The sequence below is a fragment of the Denitratimonas tolerans genome, assembly GCF_037203605.1.
GTDB lineage: Bacteria > Pseudomonadota > Gammaproteobacteria > Xanthomonadales > Xanthomonadaceae > Denitratimonas > Denitratimonas tolerans.
This window is the reverse complement of record NZ_JBBDHC010000011.1, coordinates 112,598-119,080: the sequence shown is the minus strand read 5'-3', so window position 1 is coordinate 119,080 and position 6,483 is coordinate 112,598. Positions and strand designations below refer to the sequence as shown.

Below are 6,483 nucleotides of genomic sequence, written 5' to 3'. Positions count from 1 at the left end.
CGTGACCACCGGCGTCTTCTTCTTGCGTGGCATACGTACTCCTTGGCAGTAGCATGGTATGCCTCACACACAAAATTTCTGACAGGCTCGTGCTGCGGCGTGCCCTCCCGGCCGCACTGAACCGCCTCTGCACAACCATCCAGCCGACATGACCGAAGCCAACCAGAAACAACTGGTCAACACCCTCTGGAGCATCGCCGACCAACTACGCGGGGCGATGGATGCGGACGACTTCCGCGACTACATGCTGTCCTTCCTCTTTCTGCGCTATCTCTCCGACAACTACGAGACGGCGGCGCAGAAGGAACTGGGCCGGGATTACCCCGATGTGGGCGGCGACGCCCGCAAGGTGCCGCTGGCGCTCTGGTATGCGAACAACGTGGACGATATCCCGATGTTCGAGAAGCAGATGCGCCGCAAGGTGCATTACGTGATTCAGCCCGCGCACCTGTGGAACAGCATCGCCAATATGGCGCGCACCCAGAACGCGGAACTGCTGAAAACGCTGCAGGCGGGTTTCAAGTACATCGAGACGGAATCCTTCGAGAGCACCTTCCAGGGCCTGTTCTCCGAGATCGACCTCAGTTCCCCCAAGCTGGGCAAGACCTATGCCGACCGCAACGCCAAGCTCTGCGCCATCATCCAGAAGATCGCCGAGGGGCTGGCGGAGTTCTCCACCGACGTCGACGCGCTGGGCGATGCCTATGAATACCTGATCGGCCAGTTTGCGGCGGGTTCGGGCAAGAAGGCGGGCGAGTTCTACACCCCGCAGCAGATTTCCGACATCCTCTCGGCCATCGTCACGCTGGACAGCCAGGAGCCGAAAACCGGCACCAAGAAGCGGCTGGAAAGCGTGCTGGATTTCGCCTGCGGCTCGGGCTCGCTGCTGCTCAACGTGCGCAAGAAGGTGGCCCAGGCGGGCGGCACCATCGGCAAGATCTTCGGCCAGGAAAAGAACATCACCACCTACAACCTCGCGCGCATGAACATGCTGCTGCACGGGGTGAAGGACACCGAGTTCGAGATCTTCCACGGCGACACCCTGCTCAACGAGTGGGACATGCTGCGCGAGCAGAACCCGGCGAAAAAGCCGAGCTTCGACGCCATCGTCGCCAACCCGCCCTTCAGCTATCGCTGGGAGCCGACCGACGCCCTGGCCGACGACGTGCGCTTCAAGAGCCACGGCCTGGCGCCCAGGTCCGCCGCCGACTTCGCCTTCCTGCTGCACGGCTTCCACTACCTCAAGGACGAGGGCGTGATGGCGATCATCCTGCCGCACGGCGTGCTGTTCCGCGGCGGGGCGGAGGAACGCATCCGCACCAGGCTGCTCAAGGACGGCCACATCGACACGGTGATCGGCCTGCCCGCCAATCTGTTCTATTCCACCGGCATCCCGGTCTGCATCCTGGTGCTGAAGAAGTGCAAGAAGCCGGACGATGTGCTCTTCATCAACGCCGCCGAGCACTTTGAAAAAGGCAAGCGCCAGAACCAGCTCAAGCCCGAGCACATCGCCAGGATCGTCCAGACCTACCAGTTCCGCGAGGAAGAGGCGCGCTACTCGCGCCGGGTGGAGATGGCCGAGATCGAGAAGAACGATTTCAACCTGAACATCTCCCGCTACATCAGCACGGCGGTGGCCGAGGCCGAGATCGATCTGGATGACACGCACCGGGATCTGGCGGAGATCGAAAAGGCGATTGCGGCGGCGAAGGACACGCACAACGCCTTCCTGAAAGAGCTGGGTTTGAAGCCGCTGCCCTAGCCTTTCGGCCTCATTGCCCCACCTGCCCCGGATTCCGATCCGGGCATCCGGACTTTTCGCAGACAATCCATTTGGAACACGGAGCCCCGCATGTCATCGGACATTGAAAACGCCAAGCGCCTGTCGGCCGAGCGCGCCCTCGAATTCGTCGAAAAAGGCTCGGTGGTCGGGGTCGGCACCGGCTCGACCGTGCGCTGGTTCATCGAGGCGCTGGGGCGCGAGCCGGGGCTGATCAAGGGCGCGGTCTCCAGCTCCGAGCAGAGCAGCGCGCTGCTGCGCCAGCGCGGCATCGAGGTGCTCGACCTCAATGCCGAAGGCCCGCTCGGGCTGTACGTGGACGGGGCCGACGAATGCGATCCGCAGCGCTGCCTGATCAAGGGCGGCGGCGCGGCGCTGACGCGCGAGAAGATCATTGCCGCGGCCAGCGAGCGCTTCGTCTGCGTGCTCGATGCCTCCAAGCGCGTGGCGGTGCTCGGCCGTTTCCCGCTGCCGGTCGAGGTGATTCCGATGGCGCGCAGCCACGTCGCGCGCGAGCTGCTGAAGTTCGGCGGTCAGCCGGTCTGGCGCGACGGCGTCGTCACCGACAACGGCAACTGGATCCTCGACGTGCACGGTCTTTCCATCACCGATCCGGTGGCGCTGGAGGCGCGCATCAACCAGATCGTCGGCGTGGTGGCGGTGGGCCTGTTCGCGGCGCGCCCGGCCGACGTGGTGATCGCCGACGGCGTGGTGGTCGCCGGCAGCGTCTGACGCCGCCCGGCGGCCTCAGCCGGGACGGATGATCCGTCCGTCGCGGGCGTCGCGGATGACCGAGGGCAGGGCGCGGTCGCCGGTTTCCCCGTCGACCCATCCATCCAGCGCGTCGCGCAAATCGCCAGCGAGATCCCCGATGCGCCGCGCCGGCGGCTCGCCGGCACGGTTGGCGCTGGTGGACACGATCGGCCCGCCGAAGGCCTCGCACAGCGCGGCCGCCACCGGATGCGCGGTGATGCGCACCGCGAGCGTGTCGTGATCGCCGCGCAGGCCGTGTGGCACGGCGTCGGTGCAGGGAATCAGCCAGGTGTTGGGCCCGGGCCAGCTCGCCAGCACCTGGTCGCGGCGTTCGGGCGCGAGCGCGCTCCAGCGCAGGTAGCGATCCACCTGCGCGGGACGCGCCGCGATCACGATCATGCCCTTGGCCGCCGGGCGCTGCTTGAGGGCCAAAAGGCGCGCCAGCGCCGCCGCGTCGAAGGGATCACAGCCCAGACCCCAGACCGCCTCGGTCGGGTAGGCGATGACGCCGCCCGCGCGCAGGGCGCAGGCGGCGTCCGGAATCGACAGTGGACGCGCGGTCACGGGAAGGGTCGCTCCGGACTCAGGGCTCGCAGAAGCAGTGCGCCACGGCCTTGAACGGGCGCCCGCCCTCGGGTGGTGAATCCAGCAGGCGCAGGGTCTTGCCCAGCTCGCGCGTTCCCGGCGCGTCGAGCAGCAGGGTCGGCAGCCCCGCCTGCGCCATCAGCGCACGGACGGTGGCGTTGCGGCCTGCGTTGACCAGCGCCTGCTCGAACGGCGACAGCGTCTTTTCGACGTACTGCACCCGGTAGCCGTCGCTCGGCAGGGTCGCGCGGCGCGCGGCCTCGGCGACGGCATCGTGCAGCCCGCCCAGTTCGTCCACCAGGCCGCGCGCCTCGGCCTGCGTGCCGCTCCAGACCCGCCCGCGCGCGACCTGGTCGATCGCCTCGGGAGTCGTCTCGCGCGCCGCCGCCACCTTGCCGATGAACTGGCGGTAGCCCTGGTCGATGATGGCCTGGATGGTCTTGCCCACCTCGACCGACATCGGGCGGGTGGGATCGAAGGCACCGGCGATCTTCGTGGTCGCCACGCCGTCGACGTGCACGCCGATCTTGGCCAGGGTGTCGGGGATGGTCATGAACAGGCCGAAGATGCCGATCGAGCCGGTGATGGTGGTGGGCTGGGCGTAGATCGCGTCGGCGTTCATCGAGATCCAGTAGCCGCCCGAGGCGGCCACGTTGCCCATCGAGACCACCACCGGCTTGCCGACGGCGCGGATCAGCTCCACTTCGCGGCGGATCTGCTCGGACGGAAACACGCCGCCGCCGGGGGAATCCACGCGCAGCACCACGGCCTTCACGTCCGCGTCCTCGCGCGCATCGCGCAGCAGGCGCGAGGTGGACACGCCGCCCACGGTGCCGGGCGGCAGGTCGCCGGCCGCGATTTCGCCCTGGGCCACCACGATGGCCACCTTGGGCCGCGCATCGAAGGCCGGGCGCTCGCGGTCCACGAAGCCGAGATAGGCGTCCATCGACACCTGGCGGAAGCTGTGGGTTTCGGTGTCCTCGACGCCGCGCTCGACCATCAGGTCGCGGAACTGGTCCTGGGTGACGAGGCCGTCCACCAGCTTCTGCTCCAGCGCGAGCTTGCCCATGTCGCCGGCCACGGACTCGACCCGCGCCGCGAAATCGTCGATGCCGGCCTGCAGCGCGTCGGCGTCCAGCGAGCGCAGCCGCGCTACGTCGGCCAGGAAGTGCCGCCAAAGGTCGTTCATCCAGTAGAGATCGGCCTCGCGCGACTCGGGCGAGGCGGCGTCGAGGATGTAGGGCTCGGCGGCGGACTTGTATTCGCCGACGCGGAACAGGTGCACATCGACGCCGAGCTTGTCCTCCAGCGCCTCGCGGTAGTAGGCGCGGTAGCGCGACAGGCCTTCGAGCAGCACCATGCCGTCCGGGTGCAGGTAGACCTCGTCGGCGAGCGCGGCGAGGTAATACTGCTTCTGGTCCATGCCGTCGGCGTAGGCCACCAGCTGCTTGCCGCTCTTCCTGAACTCGGTCACCGCACGCGCCAGCTCTTCGAGCGCGGCGAAGCCGATCCCGGTCATCTGGTCGGGACGGATCACCACCCGCTCGATGCGGGAATCCGTGGCGGCCGCCTCCAGCGCGCGCACCAGATCGCGCAGCTGGGTTTCCGGCAGCGGCTGGTTGATCGCCTTGGACAGCGCGCGCTCGAACGGATCGGCGCTGAACTGCTCCACCACCTGGCCCTGCGGCGCGATCACCAGCGCGCTGCGCTCGGGCAGCTTGGGGCGGCCGCTGAACAGCGCCACGAGCACGATCAGCCCGATGAACAGGAAGATCGCGTTGAAGACCAGTCGGCGGGTGAAGTTGACGGCGTTCCAGCCGGCGCGGGCAAACCGCAGTAGCGGTCCGGGAGCAGATCGAGACATGGCGTTATCGCGTAAGAACGGGGATGTGGGGACAAGAATACGCGCTTGCCCGGCGCGGGCTACGTGCCGGAGGGCACGGGTGCCGCGGTACGGGCGCGTGGTTCAGGCGGCCGTTGGCGCAGGCTGTGGCGCAGCCGCAGGCCCAGCAGCAGCGCCGCGAAGGTCAATCCCGCCACCAGTCCCACCCACATGCCCGGCGCGCCCCAGCCCAGCCCGAGCCCGAGGCCGGCGGCCAGCGGCATCCCGACGCACCAGTAGGCAAAGGCCGCCAGCAGCATCGGTACGCGCGTGTCCTTGAGCCCGCGCAGCGAAGCGCTGGAGACCACCTGGATGCCGTCGGACACCTGGAAGGCGGCGGCGTAGAGCAGCAGCGTGGCCGCCAGCGACAGCACCGCCGCATCGCGGGTGTAGATGGAGGCGATCAGGTCGTTGCCCAGCGCGATCGCCGACGCCGTCACCAGCTGCACGCCGATCACGATGACATATCCGGCCAGGATGGCGCGCCTCAGCCCGTGGCGATCTCCGGCACCGGCGGCGTGGCCGACCCGCACCGTGGTGGCCTCGGCCAGTGCCAGCGCGCCCATGAAGGTGATCGAGGCGACGTTGATCGCGATCTGGTGGGCCGCTGCCGGCACTTCGCCCATGCGTCCGATCAGAAGCGCCGTGGCGATGAACAGTCCGCCCTCCATCGCCACCGTCACGCCGATCGGAACCCCGAGCGCCAGCAGCCCGCGGATCGTCTCCCGGCGCGGCCACTCCCAGCGCCCGAACAGGGCCAGATCCGCGAAGCGCCGGCTGGTCGCCAGGTGCGCCGCGAAGGCCAGCGCCTGGCACCAGAGCATGATCGAGGTGGCATAGCCCACGCCGCCGGCACCCAGCTCGGGCAGGCCGAAGCGGCCGAACATCAGCACGTAGCCCAGCGGTGCCAGGATGGCGAGCCCGGAGACGCCCAGCACCATCGTGGGCAGGGTCCAGTGCAGGCCCTCGCTCAGGTAGCGCATGCACAGGTAGAAGGCCAGCGCCGGCACGCCCCAGCGCACGCCGTGAATGAAGTCGGCCGCGGCGGGCCGGATTTCCTCGGCGATGCCCATGGGTTCCAGCAGCCCGGTGGCGAGCTGCAGGAATCCGACCAGCAGCGCCGCCAGCGCCGCCGCCAGCCACAGCGTCTGGCGAAACAGCGAAGGAATCTCGGCGCGTCGCCCGGCACCGGCCAGGTGCGATACCGAAGGCGGCACCGCCAGCAGCACGCCCACCAGCACGATCGCCACCACCGACCAGATCGCCGCGCCCACCGCCACCGCCGCCAGGGTGTTGGGATGGTGATGGCCGGCCAGCACCGAATCGACGAAGCCGATCATGCCGGTCGCCACGTGCCCGAAGATCAGCGGCAACGCGAGCGTGAAGGTGCGGCGCATCTCGCGCGCGAGCAGCGCGAAACGGGTGCGGGCGGAGGGCATGGGACGGGTCCTTGCGGAAAATCAGCGACGCGCAGGGGCCATGG

The 6,483-nt window shown here is 68.5% G+C and carries 5 protein-coding genes; 2 read left to right on the top strand and 3 right to left on the bottom strand.

What is annotated here, in order from left to right; genetic code table 11:
* Window positions 1-148 precede the first annotated feature (148 nt).
* Both WB794_RS08980 and rpiA read left to right on the top strand, forming a co-directional pair.
* On the top strand, window positions 149-1,762 hold the full coding sequence (locus tag WB794_RS08980; RefSeq protein WP_337335517.1) for a type I restriction-modification system subunit M: 1,614 nt from the start codon (window positions 149-151) through the stop codon (window positions 1,760-1,762).
* A 102-nt stretch (window positions 1,763-1,864) separates the two neighbouring features.
* A complete protein-coding gene (rpiA, locus tag WB794_RS08975) occupies window positions 1,865-2,512 on the top strand; it encodes a ribose-5-phosphate isomerase RpiA (RefSeq protein WP_337335520.1) in 648 nt (215 codons plus the stop codon).
* Window positions 2,513-2,527: 15 nt separating this feature from the next.
* On the opposite strand, the gene tsaC is transcribed toward rpiA, so the two are convergent.
* From tsaC to WB794_RS08960, 3 genes are read right to left on the bottom strand one after another with little or no spacing between them, the layout of a single operon-like run.
* Window positions 2,528-3,097, bottom strand: coding sequence for an L-threonylcarbamoyladenylate synthase type 1 TsaC (gene tsaC, locus WB794_RS08970; RefSeq protein WP_337335516.1), 570 nt, complete (start codon window positions 3,095-3,097; stop codon window positions 2,528-2,530).
* 19 nt (window positions 3,098-3,116) lie between these two features.
* Window positions 3,117-4,982: a signal peptide peptidase SppA gene (gene sppA, locus WB794_RS08965; protein ID WP_337335515.1), complete on the bottom strand. Its 1,866-nt coding sequence runs from the start codon at window positions 4,980-4,982 to the stop codon at window positions 3,117-3,119.
* A gap of 59 nt (window positions 4,983-5,041) precedes the next feature.
* A complete protein-coding gene (locus WB794_RS08960) occupies window positions 5,042-6,439 on the bottom strand; it encodes an MATE family efflux transporter (RefSeq protein WP_337335514.1) in 1,398 nt (465 codons plus the stop codon).
* Window positions 6,440-6,483: the final 44 nt, after the last annotated feature.

What these genes read in the sequence shown, in the direction of transcription:
- WB794_RS08980 (WP_337335517.1), top strand. Translation starts at nt 149, where the DNA reads ATGACCGAAGCCAACCAGAAACAACTGGTCAACACCCTCTGGAGCATC.
- sppA (WP_337335515.1), bottom strand. Translation starts at nt 4,982, where the DNA reads ATGTCTCGATCTGCTCCCGGACCGCTACTGCGGTTTGCCCGCGCCGGC.
- WB794_RS08960 (WP_337335514.1), bottom strand. Translation starts at nt 6,439, where the DNA reads ATGCCCTCCGCCCGCACCCGTTTCGCGCTGCTCGCGCGCGAGATGCGC.